Raw genomic sequence first — 18,072 nt, 5'->3', positions numbered from 1 at the left:
GAGGCTCGCGACAGCCCTATGAAACAGAGACATGTTGTGCTTATTCTGATCCTCATCTTAGGGACTTTTGTTGCCTCGCCATTGTGGGGCATGGAAGCGTTGGCGCGAGCGACAGATATTTTAGAAAAATGGACTTCCTTTCATTGGGGGCGAGATTGCCTCGTCTGGTTGGTACATTATCCTGAAGAATTAATAGAGCCCTGGGTCGATGCGGAATCGACCCGGGCTGCTATGTCTTCCCAAGAAAAGGAAGCCTATAAGAAAGCTTTCGTTGATCAGCTTCGTATTGAAGAAACGGAATCTTTTCTTGTAACTATCTATTCTTTTGGCGTTAAACCTCTTTTGCTTCATCCCTTCTCAGAAGCAATTTCCATGCTTTTGCCAGATGGAACGCGAATTCAGCCCCTTTCCTATGAACTAAAATTTGATGAACCGATAAACGGGGTTGTGCAGGGACTTGTTTTTTTCCCTCGTCAAAACGTACCGGTTTTTTCAATAGCAATGAAAGGAATGGGCATTTCTGACGAGTCTATATTTGAATTTGCAGCTGCGAAAGAGAATGATAGAAATACTGAAACTGTTGCTGTTGCAGAACAGAGTAAGAAGAAAGAGCGGGTTGTTATTGAACTTCCACCTCTAAAGGAAGGATCAAAAGAAGAAAAGAAAGAAAAAGAAGAGCAAAAAACTGAAAAGGTTGTAAAGGCTGAAATTGAAAAAATTGAGGAGCCTTTTGTCCCTGTTGTTCCTCCGGTAAAAATAGATCTTTCAGGATATGAACCATTAACAAAAGAAGAAGAGGAGAAAATTTATACTCCAAGTGTCGATACTAAGAGTTTGAAGGAATCTGCATTAAAGAAGAGCAGTGAATTAGGTGCGGATAAAGAGAAGGTACTTGAAGAATTTTTGGCACATTGGCAAAAGGGCAATGTTGAAGAGATGTATGATTTATTATCAACTGATGCAAAAAAAATGTGGAATATTGGATCTTTTAAAAAAGACGTAGAGAGTAAAAATATGCGCGTGCCTCTTAGTGGTGGGTACAGTGTCGAATGGAATGGAGAACAGGCACGTATAACTTCTGTTCAAAAGTTGCTTTTTGTTCGGACTTTACGAAAAATGACAATTTCAATGGTAGGAGAAAAAGATGGTTGGCGAGTTCAGTGGTAAAAAGAGATTTTTAGTATTCATTTTGATTATATGTGGCAGTATTGCCTTCTATCTATGGTCTGCTTGGAAGGATCTTCATCTTGATCCTAATTCTATAAAAAAAGTCGTTAAAGAGGGGCCAACTGTAGTTGTGGAAAGCCTTTCTATGGAGAAAGAGATATCTGGGGGGGTATGGCATATTCATGCCGAAAGAACTGTTCGGAAATCAGGTAATATTTCTGCAGAATCTTTGACGATGCAGGGAAACACGGCTGATGGTAACAAATGGAACGTAACGGCTCCTTCTGGAAATTTTGATGAAAAAACATCTGATGGCATATTGTATAAACCAAGTGGTACTACGACAGGGAAAGATTTTACTGTGACGTGGAATGCTCCAGAGGTCTTATGGAAGAGTACAAGTGCAGAGTGGATTTTTCCTAAGGGGATATGGGCGGAACATACCCGTGGTACTTTAACAGGGTCATATGCCCGTGTTACTGAAGATGGTACATTTTATGTCGAGAAAGGGGCTAGTCTGACGTGGAAAGAATAGGCCGTAACTGTTTCACCGCTCTGGTATGCATGTTAACCATAATAGTATCTAGCCATACACCTAGTTGGGCTTCTCAGCCTTCTGAGGTCTTTCTGGAAGCAGATCTTGTTACATACAATGAAAAGGGGACTATTGCTACAGCAGAAGGAAGCGCAAACCTTCGATACGGTACCATTCGGATTTATGCCGATTATATTCACTTTGATGTAGAATCTCAGGAAGCGTACGCTACGGCATTGCCTGAAAAAAACGTTACTATTCTTTCTGGCGGAAACAAGCTTTATGGGGAACGACTTTTATATCACCTTCCTACGGAAGAAGGCGTTCTTGATGGCGCAAGCGGACAAGCACCAGCAGGAATAGGGCAGCTTTATATAAAGGGGAAAAAACTTGATTTTGCTCCTGCAGAGAGTGCTGCTAAAAAAGGCTGGATCAGCAAGAAGACCGCAGCACGTTTTAAAGAGAAGGTTACCATAGGGAAATGGAGCGAAACTTCTTTAACGACGTGTCCTCAGGAGAATCCTCATTACAGAGTGGTCACGAATAAATTAACCATTATCCCAGGGAAAAGTATTGTCGCAAAAAAACCCAAAGTATATATAGGTGGGTCATACCTTTTTACATATCCTTTTGATTACGTTGTTCGTTTAAATAAAAAGAAATCTTTCCTTGACTCAGAATTGATGCCAGCTATTGTTCATGATTCTGATAAAGGTGTGGGATTTGGGTATAGTGGGCCTATAGTTTGGGATGATGGAGAAGCTCGAATAGGTCTTACAGCTTGGACTAAAAAAAATATGGAATGGACTCTTGCTCTCTCTCAGAGTTTGCAGAATTTAGGGCTATCTGGAGTTTCTCTCTTTGCTAATGTGGAGTATTCTTGGGAGGAAACGACAGATCAGCAGGCATATCGTCCTTTATGGGGAGTAAAAGGAAGCTGGAATGGATGGACAGCCAAGTTATGGTGGTCTCAGAGAGAAAGTTTGAACATAGAAAAGGGCGGCGGAGAGATTTATAAGAATCTTTTATACCGAGAACCTGAATTCCATTTTTATAGTCCCTATTGGCCTCTTATGTCTTGGATGAACACGAAATGGCGTATTGCCGGTACTGCTGGGAAATATGAAGAACGACGAGCTAAAACTACCTATACGACAGATCGTTTGGGTTTGGGGCTGATGGTATCTGGTGTTGCCGATCCTGCGCCTATTCGTCCATTCTGGAGTTCCAGTTATTGGCATTATCGATATGATGGCGGAGATGATGAACAGAAAATTTTGTGGCTATCGGCAGGCGCGGGATATAAAGTGGGACCTCTTGATGCAAGGACTGCGTATCGCCGACGTTGGGTTTCGGGGCATTCGCCCATGCTATGGGATAGATATGGCAATTTGGAAGAACTCTACCAGCAGTTTGCTTTCCCCGTGGGGAAAGATGTGTCTCTGGCTGTTCGCGGTGCCTACAATATACGCACTTCAGACTGGTTTGAACGGGCATATATTTTGTCTTACGATACAAGCGATTGCTTGAAATGGCAGCTTGTCTACCGAGATGATTTAAGTCGCGAGAACGACGATTGGATAAGTATGAAGCTTGTTATTAATGCGTTCCCCGACAAACCTTTGGCCTTTGGAGATAAAAAATTATCGAGCCCATTCCCTTTTTAGGCAGTGGATATACTACATTACATCTTTCAACGAAATGAGGATATAGCTGTGAAAAAAGCTTTGAATATTGCTGTTTTATATGGAGGAGACGGACCGGAACGTCAGGTTTCTCTTAAAAGTGGTCAAGCTGTGATTCAGGCTTTGCGGGATGCTGCCTATAAGGTCGAACCTTTTGATGTGAAAAGCATAGAGCAATTAATGGATTTGAAAAGTTCGAAGTTTGACAGTGTTTTTATAGCCCTTCACGGCAGTTGGGGTGAAGACGGGCGCGTTCAATCAGTCTTAGAAACCATGAAACTTCCTTATACAGGTTCGGGACCGTTGGCTTGTTGCTTATCAATGGATAAGGCTGCAAGTAAAGGACTTTTGAATCTTTTTGGGATATCAACTCCTGAAGGTGTGCTTGTTTTAAAAGATTCCGATTATTCGCTGGAAAAAGCTAACTCCTTTGTGCAAAAACACGGTACCATTGTAGTCAAACCTTGCAATGGTGGTAGTACTTTAGGAGTCACAATTGTTTCAGAAGGGCAGAGTCTTTCTCAAGCTCTTTGCGAAGCGTGGAAATATGATACGAGATGTATTCTTGAAAAATACATAGAGGGTGTAGATGTTGCTGTGACAGTATGGAATAATAACGGCTCTCTTGAAGCGTTACCATCTGTGATGATTTGCCCGGAAAAAGGCTTTTATGATTATGACTCGAAGTACACTCCGGGGATGACGAGATATATTGTACCTGCTCCTTTTATGCCGACAGTCAATACGACAATTGCCACAATGGCTTGCAGAACCTTTGAAACCATGAGTTGTGATGGATACGCGCGAATAGACTTCAGAGTTGAAGAAGACGGTACACCTTGGGTTCTTGAAGTCAATACGGCACCGGGAATGACGGGAACAAGTTTGGTCCCTAAGGCTGCAGCAGCTGCAGGTTACGATTTTTCTACGTTTTTGTCGAAAATCGTCAGCTTATCCTTTGATAAAAAAGGCGTCTGCCGTTAAACGGCAGACGCATCGATGAAGCACATTACATTACTGCAATACTTACAATACGTAAGCTTCTGATTCCTCTAGGAACCTTGACTAGAATTTCTTCTCCGACTGTTTTGCCAAAAAGGGCTTTTCCTACTGGACTTGAAGATGAAATGCGGTTTGTTTTGGGGTCTGCTTCTTCTGATCCGACAAGTGTGTACGTAAAAACTTTCTGATGGGTAGTATCTTCTATCGTAACTGTTGTACCGAGGGTAACGCGGCTGGTGTCTACGTCGGAAGCATCTATGACTTTAGCTTTACTTAGCTGATATTCCAACCATGAGATTCGGGCTTCCAACTTAGATTGTTCATCTTTTGCGGCAGAGTATTCTGCGTTTTCACTTAAGTCACCAAAGGATCTGGCTTCTTCAAGTTGGCGCGATATTTCGGCCCGTCCGTTACTTCTCAAATCAATGAGCTCGGCAGTAAGCTTATCGTAACCGCTTCGTGTCATTACAGGTGCAGAATCAAAATCACTTCGACTCAAAAAGTTCAACCTCCTTCAGAGGGAAAAATCTACGGTAACGTAGTATGTTATCAAAAAAGTGCTATTCTGGCAATGTTATTTTAGGAGGTGCATGAATGCCAGACAATAAAAAAACTCGACGTCGCCCTAGACGGCAAAGAAAAAGTAACAATCTTAAGGTTTTTGCCCTTGGGGGACTCGGCGAAATTGGGAAAAATATGTACGTATTTCAATATAAAGATGACATTATCGTTGTCGATGCAGGATTGATGTTTCCAGATGAGGAAATGCTTGGCATAGACTTCGTCATCCCTGATACATCGTACCTAGAAGAACATCGCGAAAATATAAAAGGTATTATTATTACTCATGGGCATGAAGATCACATTGGCGCACTGCCCTTTATTTTACCTCGTCTTGACGTTCCTGTTTATGGAACTCGGCTGACTCTCGGTATGGTTAGGCATAAATTGAGAGAAACAGCTTCGGGATATGCAGAAAAATTTGTAGAGGTAGAGACTGGAGCCCAAGTTACTCTTGGCGCCTTTACCGTGCAATTTGTTTCAGTTTGTCACTCTATTCCCGATGGCGTCGGACTGGTAATACAAACTCCCCTAGGGACTATTGTGCATACAGGAGATTTTAAATTAGATCCCACTCCAATAGACGGACGTCTTACCGACTATGCTGCGTTTGCCGATGCAGGTGAAAAAGGTGTTCTTCTTATGCTTTCAGATTCGACGAATGCCGAAAAAAAAGGTTTTACATCTTCAGAATTTTTAATAGGAGGAACTCTCGATAAGGTTTTTCGATTACATCGAAATAAGCGCATTATTATAGCTGCATTTGCAAGCAACCTTCATCGAGTTCAGCAGGTAGCTGATGTAGCGAGTAGATTTAATAGAAAAATAGCTTTTATAGGCCGAAGTATGATCAATTACGTCGATTTGGCAAGGGAGCTAGGTTATCTATCCATTGATGATAAGCTGATAATTCCCGCATCTGATGTCTATCAGTATGCTCCTAATCAAGTTGTTGTTATGACTACTGGAAGTCAGGGTGAGCCTTTTTCTGGCCTTGTCTTGATGAGTAAGGGAGAACATAAACAGATACAGTTGGGGGCAAAAGATGTAGTTGCCATATTTGCCACACCTATTCCAGGCAATGAAAAACTTGTAAGTAGCACCATAAATCGTCTTTTCGCCTGTGGTTGCGAAGTTATTTATGAAGGAGACAAAGAAATTCACGTCTCTGGGCACGCTGCACGCGATGAATTGAGGTTAATGATCAATCTTGTAAAGCCGAAGTATTTTATTCCTATTCATGGAGAATATCGTCATCTCGTTCGTCATGCTCAACTTGCAGAGGAAATGGGAATTCCGTCAAAGCATACCTTTGTTATGCAGAACGGAGATGTACTTACTGTCTCTGAGCACAAAGCTCAAGTCCGTGATCATGTGACAGTTGGTCGAATCATGGTCGACGGTGTGGCTATGGGGGAATTGGAAGGTAGCATTATGAAAGAGCGTCGGGAATTAGCAGAAGATGGTCTGATTGTCGTTTCCGTTGTTGCAGATGTGAATTATAATCTTCTATCTGAGCCTTGCATTGAGAGCAGGGGATTCCTTCACATGGAAGATGCATCTAGTTTGCATAAAGATTTACTTTCATCTGTTAAGAAAGTTTTTGAGCATTTTGCTAAAAAGAATAAAGTTATAGATCAAGATACAATCGCATTACGAGTGAAAAGCCGGGTCCGCGAAACTATTCGTCGTCGTTACGAACATTCTCGACCGATGATTCTTCCAATCATAACCATAGTAGAGGAGACACTTCATAATGAGCATTGAACCGCTTGTTTTAGGCATTGTGCAGGGATTGACTGAATTTCTTCCTGTAAGTAGTTCCGGTCATCTTGCTCTATTGCAAAATATTTGGGGAATAACAGATAACAACCTTACATTTGATCTGTTACTTCACTTTAGTACGATGATAGCTACATTGTGTTTCTTTTGGAGGGATATATTTTCTCTCGCATGTGAATGGATAAGCGGTTTTCTCTCTGATGCTGGTCGACAGACTCAAGGGTGGCGGTTCGGTTGGGCTGTAATCGTGGGAACGATAGCTACTGCTTTCATCGGCTTCCCACTAAAGCCTGTTGTGGAGCGATGGATGGGCGAACCTCTTCTTATTGGAGTGTCTTTGCTTATGACTTCTTTTCTCCTCTTTTATGCTTCGAGGTTGCCACGTTCTTCATCGGAATTATCACTACGTTCTGGTCTTATTATAGGAATTGCGCAAGGATTTGCCGTCATTCCCGGGATTTCCCGTTCCGGATCAACTATTGTTACTGGACTAAAACGAGGATTGTCTCCTGAAGAAGCTTTTCGTTTTTCTTTTCTTCTCTCTTTACCAGCAATTTTAGGAGCGACTATTTTACAGCTTCTTGATGTATCGGAGAGTGGATTTTCCCCTGCAAATACGTTGCCTGATTTTTGGTATGGTGGGGTAGTTACGGCCTTTATAACTGGTTATATGGCCCTTGTTTGGTTGCGGAGGATGGTGACATTGGGACGCTGGCGGATATTTGCACTATACTGTTTAATTCCTGCTGGTGTGAGTATAACATTTCATTTTTGGAGGTAGATAGAGGTGGCCGTGGGAAAAACTTTTTCTGTTCGTTGGTGGATGCTTGTCGTTGCTATTGTTATTGGAACCCTTATCGGTTTTTATTTGCAGCGTTTTGTCCCTACGGCTCCGTATTTTCGCAACATTGTGTCTGTAGGGTTCAACTTCCAGGATTTTAATTTGCTCGTAGTTGATTTTGGCTTGAAATTTTATCTTCATGTAAATTTGGGAACACTGATCGGAGGCATTGTAGGATTGTGGCTTGCACGGTAAATAAAAAGATTATTTTGGCTTCGGGAAGCCCTAGACGAAAAGAACTTTTAGAATCTTTAGGGTGGTCTTTTGATGTTATTGTTTCAAATATTGATGAAGAATTATTGGCTGGAGAGGCTCCTCCCGATATGGTTAAACGTTTGGCTATAGAAAAGGCTAGGGCCGTTGCCGTAAATTTTCCAGATGCCTATGTTATTGGTTCAGATACCAGCGTTGTTATAGAAAAGAAGGTATTAGGCAAGCCAGAAAATAAGAAAGAATCGATAGAGATGTTGAAATTACTCAACGGAAGAACACATTACGTTTATTCGGGAGTTGCTCTTTGCTTTGGCGATAATGTTTTCTCAGATTTTGACTGTACTGAAGTAACCTTTCGGTACTTAAATGAAGAAGCTCTCTTTGCTTACGTTGAAAGCGGAGAGGGACTTGATAAAGCAGGATCATATGCTATACAAGGTCTTGGTTCTCTTCTTGTTGAGTCTATTCGTGGTTGTTATTTTAATGTTGTAGGTTTACCGTTATATTCTTTAAGTTGTCTTTTTGAAAAAGCCGGAATTTCCCTGGCTGATCAATGGAGGATGAGGAGTTAATGAAATTTAAGAAAGGGTATTTTACTCTGTTTATCTTAACGCTAACACTAATCAGTGCTGGCTTGGCCCTTGTTCCTCGCTGGAATGCGGAAAAAGAGCATAGGAATACTGCTATTATCATTGAGTATAGAGATGTACTTTCTTTGGCAAAGAAGAGTAACGAGAAGGCAGATATTGTTTTTGACAGACTCCGCCAAGCGGGGGTTTCAGGCCTTATTGTCTCTGAAACTATTGGTAAAGACCTTTCTTCAGGGTTGCTTCCCATTTATTATGGCACAGTAGCGGATCTTCCAGATGATCTAGGAAAAGGAATTAATGAGCCTTACGGTTCTGCTGCATTGTGGATTCCTTCAAACCTTATGGAATCGGAATGGTATGATACAGCCTTGCAGACTCGTTTCCCGAATAGCCATAGATATGTAAAAGAAGAGGGAGTAGTTTATGTGCTTCCTCATACCTTGGATGAACTATTAGAGACAGGGGTTTTGCCTGATTTTTCCGGACTTCTCTTTGCATTATCTACGGGAACGCCGGTAATGTACCGAGTTGCTCCAGTTACTCCTTCCGATACACAAAGCGAGATGACGTTACTTGAAGCGTTGCTTGACGATTTCTCTTCTGTTATACGTGTTATCTCTCCTTCCGGACTTTTTGCAGCTGGATATCCCAACTTAAAACCTCTATCTCATGTTTTAAAAGAGGCGGGAATTCCTGTAGCGATGGTTGAATTTTCAAGACAATTCGGAGCACCTCAGTTAAATTGGTTGATGTACCCGAATTTGCTTTCACTTCATAGTGTTACAACCGAAGAGATCATAAGTCGTAATATATCTCGACACACACTTTATGAGCGAATGCTTCGAGCGGCAAAAGAGCGAAGCGTGCGCTTATTGCTTATGCGTCCTTCTGTGATTGAAGCGGCAGAAGACCCTCTTTTAGTCTTCGAAAAAGAGATTCAGCGCTTATCACAAGGTTTATCAGATCAGGGGATCACTCTTCAATGGCCTGAACCTCTTTCAGAATGGAAAATGTCTTTCTTCGGGGCAGTGGCATGTTCTTTCATTTTCCTTTTGACCATTGCTCTACTAGCTGATCGTTTTGAACTTCTTAATTTGACATCAGTAAATCTTTCTCAGACGATTGCCTTTATAGTTATTAGCGTTTTTCTTGCTATAGGTGTCTGGAAAGTTTTATTTATAGCCCGTATTGTTGCAGCTTTTACTGCTGGCCTTCTTGCTTCTGAAGCGTGCCTTATGGCGTTGGAGCAGTGGAGAAAGCCTTTACGGGGGCTGATCTTCAGTTTCCTTGTCGCCCTCATTGGTGGGCTTGCCATAGCAGCTCTATTTAGTTATCCCATTTATATGTTGCGGCTTAGAACCTTTTCCGGAGTAAAATTAACACTCTTTTTACCCTTGATAATTGTGCTTATTCATGACTTGCGACGGCGGGTGCATCCAGAATCTCTAGGTCAGGTTCTTGCAAGACCTCCTCTTTGGGGAGAACTCGCTCTTATTGGAGGACTGCTTGCTGCTGCTGCTATTGTTCTATTACGAAGTGGTAATGCTCAATTTGTGCCAGGATGGGAAGTTGCCGTTCGCGATACTCTTGAGAGAATTCTTGTTGCTCGTCCGCGTAATAAAGAGCTTTTCGCAGGGTATCCTGCACTTTTGCTTTGGTTTTATTTTAGAAGAAGTCAGCTTTGGGGACGATACCGTGAAATTTTTAGATTGGCATCGACGTTAGCTTTCTCTTCCCTTGTTAATAGCTTCTGCCATTTCCATACGCCTTTGTATTTCATTCTCTGGAGAGAATTTAATGGCTGGTGGTCTGGTATTTTGCTTGGTGTATTCTTCCTTGTGGTGTTTCATTACGTTCTTCGGCCTCTGTGGAATCGTTGGCGAGGAGTGATTTGGGATTGAGTCGATATCGCCCCTTTAAGGTAGCCATTGCTGGCTATTATGGATTTAAAAACTTAGGCGATGAACTTTTAGCAGCGTCTCTTATTGCGTCACTTGAAAAATCCGGAGTGGCAAAAAGTGAAATGGTTGTATTGTCTAATTCTCCTGAAGAAAGCAGAATGTCATTTGGAACTCATGCTGTTAATAGATGGAATTTACGCGACGTTATGCAGACTTTATCCCGTTCGGAAACCTTGATTTTCGGTGGGGGTGGGCTTTTTCAAGACACGACAAGCCTCCGTTCATGTTTATACTATTGGGGGCTACTTCGTATGGCGAAAATAGCCGGATGTCGTTCTGCAGCATTAGCCCAATCAATTGGTCCCTTTCGTTCCCGAACAGGGGAAATTTTAGCTCGTAATGGCTTATCTCTTTGTGAAATCAGAACGGTTCGTGACCAGAGATCGCTAAATTTGCTTCATAAATGGAAACTTGAAGGCGATCTTGTTTTTGATCTTGTTATGGGACTCCCTATTCGCGAGAATTATGATAAGCCTAAAGTGTTGCTTGTTAATATTCGACCATGGGAAGGGGATTTGGCTGTTAAAACGGCCAAGGCAGCGGCAAAGTATGCTAGAGAGCATTCTCTTCCGATCATAGGTGTAGGCATGGCTCCAGAAGATGAAAAGCTTTTACGCTCTTTTTCTGCAACAGAACTTTTGCCCTGTCAGGAAGTTCGGCTTGTTCGAAATTTACGTGATATTGAAGACGTTTGGCAGTTAGGTGGATTAGCTATGGGTATGCGGCTGCATTTTTGTATGATTTCACTGCTCTCAGGATGTCCTCTCGTTGCCGTTCCATACGATCCCAAAGTGGAAGCATTCGCGCAAGAATGGGAAATCCCTCTTTTCCCACAAGGCGATTTACCTCCTTTGCCGTGGCCGTATCCTTGTGGCAAAAAATTAAAACGTGCGCGCAAAAAATGTGATGAATCCGTAAGAAGAGCCTGGAAGGAGTTGAACTCTCATGAATAGAATTCCTGAGAATGAAGTAAAAGTTCTCGAAGAGGCTGCTGCTTCAATTCGAAAGGATGTTGTTCGCATGATTGGAGTGGCGCGTTCTGGCCATCTTGCCTCTTCTCTTTCGATAGTAGAAATCATGGCTTGGCTCTATTGGAAAGTCCTTAATATACGTCCAGAAGATCCTAATTGGGAGGAAAGAGACAGAGTTGTCTTAAGCAAGGGACATGGATGCCCGGCCCTTTATTCCGCTCTTGCGAACAGAGGTTTTTTTACACGAGATGAACTATGGAATTATAGGCGTCTTGGAGCTATGCTGCAGGGACATCCTTTGGTGAGCCGTACACCTGGAATAGATGCTTCCAGTGGCTCTTTAGGGATGGGGTTGGGAATATCTAACGGCCTTGCCCTTGGGATGCGACTTAAGGGATTTCAGGGTAGAGTCTATTGCATTACTGGAGATGGTGAACTTCAGGAAGGGGCAATCTGGGAATCTGCCATGACATCTTCCCACTATAAGCTTGACAACGTTGTAATGATTATTGATCGAAACGATATGCAAATGGAAGGCTCAGTTGAAAAAGTTATGTCGATTGAACCATTAGAAGCAAAACTGCAATCCTTTGGATGGGAAGTTTGCATGGCTGATGGGCATGATTTTCCTAGTTTGGATAACGCCCTATCCTTGAGGGTCTCTGGTAAACCATTGGCCATTATTGCTAAAACAATTATCGGAAAAGGCGTTTCCTTTTTAGAGGGACGACAACATGAGCCATCTGTTGTCCTTACCCGTGATCTTGTAGACAAAGCTCTTAGAGAACTTGATTCAGGGGGATTATTATTATGACAACTGATGAGACGAAAAAGAGTACTCGTGATGCCTATGGAGCTGCACTTACAGAATTGGCTACTTTATATGACGACATAGTTGTAATAGATGGGGATGTCGGATCTTCAACTCGAAGTGTCGCCTTCCGTAATTTGCACCCTGACCGATATTTTGATCTGGGAATAGCTGAACAGGACATGATTCTCACATCTGCCGGATTAAGTCTCGCCAATTTTCGTGTTTTTGTCTCTTCCTTAGCATCTTTCCTTGTGGGGCGTGCTTATGATGAAATTCGTGAAACCATTGCTATTCCAGGCTTGCCTGTAAAACTTATTGCTACCCATGGAGGAGTAACTGTCGGAGAAGACGGAGCAACTCACCAAATGCTTGAGGACATAGCATTGATGAGAGCTTTACCTGGAATGGGAGTTCTTGTTCCTTCAGATTACAATTCTGCTCTTACGTTGATCAAAATAGCGGCTGAATGTACCAAGCCTGTTTATGTGCGTTTAGGACGGCCGGAACAGCCACTTCTTTATGAAAATAATGATACTGATTTTACGCTTGGTGGCGGCAGAGTTTTAAAAGAAGGAACAGAAGTGACCATATGTGCGTGTGGTATTATGGTTCATGAAGCATTAAAGGCATCAAAAATACTTGCGCAGCAAGACTTATGCGCAGAAGTTATTGATTGTTATAGTGTCAGTCCATTACCAGCTCAGCAAATTCTTGAATCTATTCATCGTACGGGTTGCTGCGTTGTTGCCGAAGAACATTTGCTTCATGGTGGATTAGGAGAAGCTATTGCAAGTCTTGTTTGTCGCAGTTATCCTGTACCAGTTAAATTTGTGGCTGTAGATAATAAATTCGGTCAGAGTGGAACGGCAGAAGAATTACAAGAATATTACGGGCTCACATCGAGCCAGATTGTGAGTGCTGCAGTACAGGTTTGGACGATGCGCAGGAGGTAAAAATGGATATACGCCTGGCAGGAGTCACTAAAATTTTTCAACCAGACATTACAGCTTTAGAAGACGTCTACCTTGATATTAAGCAAGGAGAGTTTCTTTATCTCGTAGGAACGACTGGATCGGGCAAAACAACTCTCATGAGGCTTATTACACGAGAACTCGTTCAAACACGAGGTCAAGTTACTGTAGGAGGACGTAACTTAAGGAAAATCAGACCTTCAGAATTACCGTATTATCGTAGAGATATAGGAGTTGTCTTTCAGGATTTTAAGCTTCTTCCCAATCTAACTGCGTGGGAAAACGTTGCTTTCGTTCTTGAGTCCATGGCGATGCCGCCTCGAATGGTAGAGAAGCGTACCAATGATGTAATAGACCAGGTCGGTTTGTGGCGTCGACGTTTTTTGTATCCCCCGCAACTTTCAGGAGGAGAACAACAGCGAGTAGCTATTGCTCGCGCTATGGCTAATTCCCCATCCATTTTTATTGCTGATGAGCCCACCGGTAACTTGGACGTTCATACTGCAGAAGATATTATGCGTCTTTTGATATCGCTCAATACTGCAGGGGCAACAGTTCTTATGGCGACGCATGATCAATACCTCGTAGACGCTTACAGACAAAGAGTTGTAGAGCTTCATGAGGGACGTATTGTTCGGGATGAAGAAAAGGGGAGGTATCTTATTGATGGCGAGCTTTAGATATGCACTGCGAGATACCTTCAGGTTGGTTTTTCGACACTGGGGATTGAGTGTCCTCACACTTCTTACTGCAGGTGCTGTTATATACCTTCTTGGTATGTCAGCTCTTTTTTCTTTGAATGTTCGGTCTATGGTGTCGAAGGTCGAGAGTGAACTCGTTGTTCAAGCCTATCTCAAAGATGACAGTAAGATTCAGCAAACGGTAAAGGAAATTAAAACTATTCCATATGTAACGCAGGTAAAGGCCGTATCACCAGAAGAAGCTCTTGAACGACTGCGTGCCAAACTGGGAACTAAAGCAAAAGCAGTGACCCTTCTTGGGGAAAATCCACTTCCATGGAGTATTGAGGTTAAAGTAAAGCGAGCTGGAGAAGTTGCTCCGCTTGTGCGAAACCTTACGACAATGCCGGCAATAGAAGAACTTGTTTATGCCGGAAAACTTGCGGAAAAACTATCAAAAATCTCTTTTATGGTCTCAAGAGTTTCCGTTGTAGTTCTTGGATTAGCCCTTATAATTAGTGCTCTTGTTGTGTATAACACTATTCGAATCTCTCTTTATTCTCGTAAAGAAGAGATACAGGTTATGGTCTTAGTTGGGGCGACGAAAACATATATTTCGCTTCCCTTTGTTTTACAGGGGATGATTTTAGGTTCCTTGGGAGCTTTATTTGCCGTTCTCGCTGTCGTGGGTTCCTATACTTCGGCGCAGGAGGCTATACGAACAACTCTGCCTTTTGTGGAGCTTATCGGCGATTCGCAATTTTTGTTGAAGTTTTATGTATTACTCTTAGGAATTGGAACAACTTTAGGGTGGATATGCAGCTGGTTTGCGGTGAATCGTTTTGTTCGTGTGGCACAAAAGCCCCTTTGATATGAAAGAGGGGAGGAATAAGAGTCTCTTGAAGAACTTCACAAAAAGACAATTATTCGGTATTCTTCTAACGGTTTTTTCTACTTTTTTTGTCGTTTTGCCTGCTTTTGGATTAACGTCACGAGAACTTGACGAACAAATAGCGGCAGAAGAGCGTCGCATGACGATAATGGAAAGACGGACGGCTTATTATGAACAACTTATAAAGAAAGCCGGAGAGAAAGAAAAGGGAATTCTTGACCAGATTACTCAATACGATCAACGTAAAGGGAAGGCAGAACAACAGATCAAGGTTCTTGAATTAAAGCAGAACAAGGCTGAACGAAGAATAAAAGAATTGAATAATGATATAAAAAAGACAGATGCACGTATTGTAGAGATAAAGGGGTATTTGAAAGAACGCTTTGTAGCTATATATAAATACGGAGGAATGGCTGAATTAGATCTTCTCTTAACAGCTTCGACGGCCCACGAGGCAATGGCCACATCTATCCTCCTTAGTAAAATAGCCAGAGAAGATGAAGATATGATAGAAGAATTAGGTATTAGCCGTGAGAAGCTTGATGCATCGAAAAAGGAATTGGAAGAACAAAGAGCACTTTATGCATCTCAGGAGAAAAAACTTCAGGCAGAACGTCAAGCTTATAAAGCTGAAATACAGAAGAGAAATCAACTCTTGTCGAAGTTGAGAAAAGAAAAATCGCTTCATGAACAAACGGCAAAAGAGTTGCAAAAAGCGCAAGAAGAAGTGGGAGATACGATTCGGCGCCTTATGCGTCAGAAGCAAGAGCTTCTTGCCAGAGAAAAAGAAAAAAATAAAAAGCGTCCGTCTACGAATATTACATATTTACCCTCAGGTGGCCAGCTGGCTTGGCCTGTGAGGGGAGAGATATCTGAAAGATTTGGAAAACGGGTTCATCCTGTTTTTAAAACAACTTCAATGCATACGGGAATAGATATCCGAGCGCCTCGAGGAACGTCAGTTCATGCAGCAGGACCCGGCGAAGTTCTCTATGTTGGATGGTTGCGTGGATATGGACAAATTATAATAATTGATCATGGAAATGACTTGAGTACTGTTTATGCTCACCTTTCAAGCACATCTGTAGATGAGGGGCAAGGGATATCAAAGGGACAAATTATAGGGCAAGTTGGAAGTACAGGTGTCAGTACGGGTCCTCATCTTCATTTTGAAGTGCGCAAAAATGGTGATGCGCGAGATCCAATGAAATATTTGCGATAAATATTCTTGAGATGAGAAAAGGAGTAAAAAACAGAGCATGCTGAAACGACTAAGAGGCGTCATTTTTGGACTGGTATTAGGGGTAGTTCTCACAGGAGCCCTTTTGGGAGCTCATGCTTCTGATTTGGAAGATTTCGCTCGTTTTGTTCCTTTTAAGCTGGAAAATCTTTGGCTTATGAAGCAGGCACGAGCAATTATAGAGACGTATCAGGTTGACAGCGATAAGGATAAAAAAGAAGAGAAAGATCTTGTCTATGGTGCCATGAAAGGCTTTGTGCAGGCTTATGGAGATCCTTATACTCGCTTTGTTGATCCTGAAGAACTAAAAGAAGAAGAAATAGAAATGGAAGGGGAATATGGTGGACTTGGTATTTACCTTGGGCATAGAGACGGAAAAACTCTTGTAATAAGCCCTATAGAAGGGACCCCTGCAGATCGGGCTGGTTTAAAGCCTGGAGACGAAATAGTCAAAATAGGTGACGATATTATTATTGGTTGGGAATCTCAGCAGGTTGTCAAACGACTTCGCGGTGCGGCAGGAACCTCTGTTACTATATGGGTTCGTCGCGAAGGAGAAGATAAGTTGCTTCAATTTGATTTGATGAGAGAAAATATAAAACTGATATCAGTACGATCAGAAATGCTTGAAAAAAATACGGGATATGTCAGGCTCTCTCAGTTTAAACAAAAAACTGCCGAAGAGGCCCGGGATGCCATCATCGATTTAGAGAAAAAAGGTGCTAAGGGGTTAATTTTAGACCTACGCAATAACGGTGGTGGTTTATTAAATGCGGCTGTTGATATTAGCGACCTCTTCTTGGATGGCGGTTTGGTTGTTGGAATGAAAGGGCGCGTAGAACGGGCAAATGATAAGTTATATGCGCAGGCCGGAGTTTTGACGAAGCTTCCTCTTGTCGTATTAATTAACGAAGGAAGTGCCAGTGCTTCGGAAATAGTGGCTGGTGCTCTCAAGGATCGCCAAAGGGCTGTGCTTGTAGGAAAAAAGAGCTTCGGAAAAGGATCTGTACAGACTCTGTTTAATCTTTCGGATGGATCGGGGTTATATGTTACGATAGCTCGGTATCATACTCCTTCTGGAACAATTATTGATCATATAGGATTAACACCTCATGTGACAGTCGAAGGAGAATATAATCCAGATCGTAAAAAAGACATTCAGTTGAAGCGGGCTATGGACGAGCTGCTAAAGCTTGAAAAAGGAACATCTAAACTGCTGAAAAATTAATTAGAGGAAAATTATGCCGAGAAAAAAGACGAGAAAGAGGGGGAGGTCTAGAGGCCTCCTCTTTATCCTGTTCGGGATATTGATTTTACTGGTATTTGTTCCGCTCATAAAATCTCATGATACTGTGAGAGATATAACGGAAGAAAGGTCAGAAAATAATGTCTCAGCAGACAATAAAGAAGTATATGTAGTAAATGTTCAAGAGAGACCTGAAACGTCTATAGAAGACGTTGTATCTGAAGACAAGATAGAAGAGCAACATGGTGCTCTTGTGGCTCTTGTTATAGATGATTTCGGATTCTCATATTCCATGGCAGAAGAGATAGCAGCTATAGATCTTCCTTTTACGTGGGCAATTATTCCGCATCAACGTTTCACAGAAAAAACAGTTCTATTGGCGGAATCAAAAAAAATTCCATACTTGGTTCATATGCCTATGGAAGCATTAGCCGATAAAGCGCAGGGGGACTCTCTTATTGGAGTAAGCATGTCTGCTCCAGCTGTTGCAAAGGCTGTAAAAGATGTTTTTGCAATCATGCCAAACGCGATAGGAATGAACAATCACAGAGGTTCAAAAGCAACAAGTAACGACCAGATTATGAGTGTGCTGATGGAGACTTTGGCTCCTATGAATAAAATTTTTATAGATAGCCGAACATCGTCTAAATCTGTCGCTTATAAAACTGCTCAGCGCTTCGGGGTTCCAAGTGCTTATAATTCAATTTTTCTTGACCATGAGACAAATATCGAATTTATGAGAAAGCAGTTTCAAAAGGCTGTTACTATTGCAAAAAAAAGAGGATGGGTTGTAGCCATTTGTCATAATAGACCGGATACAATTCCTTTTTTACAAGAGCTTTGCGATTCTAATATAAATGACGTAAAATTTGTAACTGTGCCTGAACTTCTTAGAATTCAAAAGGCACAATGAGGAGGCCT

At 42.1% G+C, this 18,072-nt stretch carries 18 protein-coding genes; 17 read left to right on the top strand and 1 reads right to left on the bottom strand.

Features of this window, described 5'->3' with window-relative positions; all coding sequences use genetic code 11:
• The first annotated feature begins 18 nt into the window (after positions 1-18).
• Genes ACZ5GY_RS07585 through ACZ5GY_RS07570 form a run of 4 tightly spaced genes read left to right on the top strand, consistent with a single transcriptional unit; the run spans position 19 to position 4,371 of the window.
• Positions 19-1,167, top strand: coding sequence for a hypothetical protein (locus ACZ5GY_RS07585; RefSeq protein ID WP_464111718.1), 1,149 nt, complete (start codon positions 19-21; stop codon positions 1,165-1,167).
• Positions 1,145-1,702, top strand: a complete 558-nt coding sequence (locus tag ACZ5GY_RS07580) for a hypothetical protein (protein WP_213695402.1) — start codon at positions 1,145-1,147, stop codon at positions 1,700-1,702. The genes ACZ5GY_RS07585 and ACZ5GY_RS07580 overlap by 23 nt, the downstream gene beginning before the upstream one ends.
• 29 nt (positions 1,703-1,731) lie before the next feature.
• Positions 1,732-3,369, top strand: a complete 1,638-nt coding sequence (locus tag ACZ5GY_RS07575; RefSeq protein ID WP_464111717.1) for a hypothetical protein — start codon at positions 1,732-1,734, stop codon at positions 3,367-3,369.
• A gap of 48 nt (positions 3,370-3,417) precedes the next feature.
• Complete coding sequence (locus ACZ5GY_RS07570; RefSeq protein WP_213701277.1) at positions 3,418-4,371, top strand: D-alanine--D-alanine ligase; 954 nt, start codon at positions 3,418-3,420, stop codon at positions 4,369-4,371.
• A gap of 25 nt (positions 4,372-4,396) precedes the next feature.
• Here ACZ5GY_RS07570 and greA read toward each other — a convergent pair whose 3' ends face one another.
• Positions 4,397-4,888, bottom strand: a complete 492-nt coding sequence (greA, locus tag ACZ5GY_RS07565) for a transcription elongation factor GreA (protein ID WP_307879835.1) — start codon at positions 4,886-4,888, stop codon at positions 4,397-4,399.
• 95 nt (positions 4,889-4,983) lie between these two features.
• On the opposite strand from greA, the gene ACZ5GY_RS07560 reads away from it, so the two are divergent.
• The 13 genes from ACZ5GY_RS07560 to ACZ5GY_RS07500 all read left to right on the top strand — a co-directional run bounded on the left by ACZ5GY_RS07560 (position 4,984) and on the right by ACZ5GY_RS07500 (position 18,064).
• The gene (locus ACZ5GY_RS07560; protein WP_213695399.1) at positions 4,984-6,717 is read left to right on the top strand and encodes a ribonuclease J; all 1,734 of its coding nucleotides are present in this window, start codon (positions 4,984-4,986) and stop codon (positions 6,715-6,717) included.
• The gene (locus ACZ5GY_RS07555) at positions 6,707-7,513 is read left to right on the top strand and encodes an undecaprenyl-diphosphate phosphatase (RefSeq protein WP_464111716.1); all 807 of its coding nucleotides are present in this window, start codon (positions 6,707-6,709) and stop codon (positions 7,511-7,513) included. Before ACZ5GY_RS07560 ends, ACZ5GY_RS07555 begins: the two co-directional genes overlap by 11 nt.
• A gap of 6 nt (positions 7,514-7,519) precedes the next feature.
• A complete protein-coding gene (locus ACZ5GY_RS07550) occupies positions 7,520-7,768 on the top strand; it encodes a hypothetical protein (protein WP_213691956.1) in 249 nt (82 codons plus the stop codon).
• Positions 7,753-8,358, top strand: coding sequence for a Maf family protein (locus tag ACZ5GY_RS07545; RefSeq protein ID WP_213699642.1), 606 nt, complete (start codon positions 7,753-7,755; stop codon positions 8,356-8,358). The genes ACZ5GY_RS07550 and ACZ5GY_RS07545 overlap by 16 nt, the downstream gene beginning before the upstream one ends.
• On the top strand, positions 8,358-10,277 hold the full coding sequence (locus tag ACZ5GY_RS07540; RefSeq protein ID WP_213695396.1) for a DUF5693 family protein: 1,920 nt from the start codon (positions 8,358-8,360) through the stop codon (positions 10,275-10,277). Before ACZ5GY_RS07545 ends, ACZ5GY_RS07540 begins: the two co-directional genes overlap by 1 nt.
• Positions 10,274-11,290: a polysaccharide pyruvyl transferase CsaB gene (gene csaB, locus ACZ5GY_RS07535; RefSeq protein WP_464111715.1), complete on the top strand. Its 1,017-nt coding sequence runs from the start codon at positions 10,274-10,276 to the stop codon at positions 11,288-11,290. The genes ACZ5GY_RS07540 and csaB overlap by 4 nt, the downstream gene beginning before the upstream one ends.
• Positions 11,283-12,122: a transketolase gene (locus ACZ5GY_RS07530; RefSeq protein WP_213691889.1), complete on the top strand. Its 840-nt coding sequence runs from the start codon at positions 11,283-11,285 to the stop codon at positions 12,120-12,122. The genes csaB and ACZ5GY_RS07530 overlap by 8 nt, the downstream gene beginning before the upstream one ends.
• On the top strand, positions 12,119-13,075 hold the full coding sequence (locus tag ACZ5GY_RS07525; RefSeq protein WP_213691888.1) for a transketolase family protein: 957 nt from the start codon (positions 12,119-12,121) through the stop codon (positions 13,073-13,075). The genes ACZ5GY_RS07530 and ACZ5GY_RS07525 overlap by 4 nt, the downstream gene beginning before the upstream one ends.
• A 2-nt stretch (positions 13,076-13,077) precedes the next feature.
• The gene (locus tag ACZ5GY_RS07520; RefSeq protein ID WP_213691887.1) at positions 13,078-13,773 is read left to right on the top strand and encodes a cell division ATP-binding protein FtsE; all 696 of its coding nucleotides are present in this window, start codon (positions 13,078-13,080) and stop codon (positions 13,771-13,773) included.
• A complete protein-coding gene (locus ACZ5GY_RS07515; RefSeq protein ID WP_213695393.1) occupies positions 13,760-14,644 on the top strand; it encodes a cell division protein FtsX in 885 nt (294 codons plus the stop codon). The genes ACZ5GY_RS07520 and ACZ5GY_RS07515 overlap by 14 nt, the downstream gene beginning before the upstream one ends.
• A 28-nt stretch (positions 14,645-14,672) precedes the next feature.
• The gene (locus ACZ5GY_RS07510; protein WP_213701272.1) at positions 14,673-15,887 is read left to right on the top strand and encodes a murein hydrolase activator EnvC family protein; all 1,215 of its coding nucleotides are present in this window, start codon (positions 14,673-14,675) and stop codon (positions 15,885-15,887) included.
• Positions 15,888-15,924: 37 nt separating this feature from the next.
• On the top strand, positions 15,925-17,133 hold the full coding sequence (locus ACZ5GY_RS07505) for a S41 family peptidase (protein WP_213690239.1): 1,209 nt from the start codon (positions 15,925-15,927) through the stop codon (positions 17,131-17,133).
• A gap of 124 nt (positions 17,134-17,257) precedes the next feature.
• Entirely contained in the window at positions 17,258-18,064 is an 807-nt protein-coding gene (locus ACZ5GY_RS07500) for a divergent polysaccharide deacetylase family protein (protein WP_464111714.1), read from the top strand.
• Positions 18,065-18,072 lie beyond the last annotated feature (8 nt).

The organism is Aminobacterium thunnarium (assembly GCF_055390565.1).
Note: the sequence above shows the minus strand (reverse complement) of the source record. Positions and strands in the feature narration are given on the sequence as shown.